This window comes from Streptomyces roseolus (genome assembly GCF_014649855.1).
Lineage (GTDB): Bacteria > Actinomycetota > Actinomycetes > Streptomycetales > Streptomycetaceae > Streptomyces > Streptomyces roseolus.
Genome location: NZ_BMTV01000073.1, coordinates 1,015 through 2,740, shown reverse-complemented (window position 1 = coordinate 2,740; position 1,726 = coordinate 1,015). Strand labels below are relative to the sequence as shown.

Below are 1,726 nucleotides of genomic sequence, written 5' to 3'. Positions count from 1 at the left end.
ACCGGGAGGCGCTGGCCGGGCTGCTGGCCGCCGTTCCCGCCGAGCACCCGCTGACCGCCGTCGTCCACACCGCCGGCGTCCTCGACGACGGGCTCATCGGCTCGTTGACCGCCGAGCGCCTCGACGCCGTGCTGCGGCCGAAGGTGGACGCGGCGTGGAACCTCCACGAGCTCACCCGCGACCTCGACCTCACCGCCTTCGTCGTCTACTCCTCGATCGCGGGCCTCCTCGGCACCGCCGGCCAGGCGAACTACTCCGCGGGCAACACCTTCCTGGACGCCCTGGCGGCGCACCGACGGGCCCAGGGGCTGCCGGGCCTGTCGCTGGCCTGGGGCCTGTGGGCCGAGAGCAGCGAACTCTCCGGCGGCCTGTCGGAGGTCGACCTCCAGCGCATGGCCCGCTCGGGCCTGCTGCCGCTGGGTACGGCCGAGGCGATGGAGCTCTTCGACGCCGCCCCCGCCACCGGCGAGGCCGTCCTCGCCGTCAACCGCATCGACCTCGCCGCGCTGCGCGGCGGGAGCGGCGACCAGCCGCTGCCGATGCTGCGGGCCCTCGTCCCGGCCGCGCCCCGCCGCGCCGGTTCCGCGAGCCACGGCGACGCCGCCCTGGCGGAGCGGCTCGCGCCGCTGACGCCGGCGCAGCGGGACGCGGCCCTGCTGGACCTGGTGCGGGCGCAGGTGGCCGGGGTCCTCGGCCACGCCGACCCGTCGGCGATCGACGCCGACCGGGCATTCCAGGAGCTGGGCTTCGACTCGCTGACGGCGGTCGAGCTCCGCAACCGCCTCAACGCCGCGTCCGGTCTGCGCCTGTCGACCACGCTGGTCTTCGACCACCCGAACCCCGGCGCCCTCGCCGCGCACCTGCGCGACCAGCTGGGCCTCGACACGGGCACCCCGGCCGCCGCGGCCGTGGCGGCGCCCGCCGCCGTCACGGCGGACGAGCCCATCGCGATCGTCGGCATGGCCTGCCGCTACCCGGGCGGGGTCACCTCGCCCGAGGACCTGTGGCGGCTCGTCGCCGACGGCGTCGACGCGGTCTCCGAGTTCCCGGACAACCGCGGCTGGGACGTCGACGCCCTCTACGACCCCGACCCGGAGAGCGTCGGCAAGACGTACACGCGCCACGGCGGCTTCCTCCACGACGCCGACCGCTTCGACCCCGAGTTCTTCGGCATGTCGCCGCGCGAGGCCCTGGCCACCGACCCGCAGCAGCGCCTGCTGCTCCAGACCGCGTGGGAGGCCTTCGAGAACGCGGGCGTGGACCCCGGCGCCCTGCGCGGCAGCCGGACCGGCGTCTACACCGGCGTCATGTACCACGACTACGGCGCCGGGGCCGCGCACATCCCCGACGACCTGGAGGGGTACCGCGCCGCCGGCATCGCGGGCAGCGTGGCCTCCGGCCGCGTCTCGTACACCCTCGGCCTGGAGGGTCCGGCCGTCACGGTGGACACCGCCTGCTCGTCGTCCCTGGTCGCCCTGCACCTCGCCGCCAACGCGCTGCGCAGCGGCGAGTGCGACCTCGCCCTCGCCGGCGGCGCGACCGTGATGTCCACCCCGCTGACGTACGTGGAGTTCTCGCGCCAGCGCGGGCTCTCGCCCGACGGCCGCTGCCGGTCGTTCTCGGCGGACGCGGACGGCACCGGCTGGGCGGAGGGCGTCGGCCTGCTGCTGGTGGAGCGCCTGTCGGACGCCGTGCGCAACGGCCACCAGGTCCTCGCGGTGGTGCG

1 protein-coding gene is annotated in these 1,726 nt (G+C 76.3%); it reads left to right on the top strand.

The window, feature by feature from the left end:
• A partial coding sequence (locus IE245_RS37605) for a type I polyketide synthase (RefSeq protein ID WP_229852086.1) occupies positions 1–1,726 on the top strand: 1,726 nt, incomplete at both ends.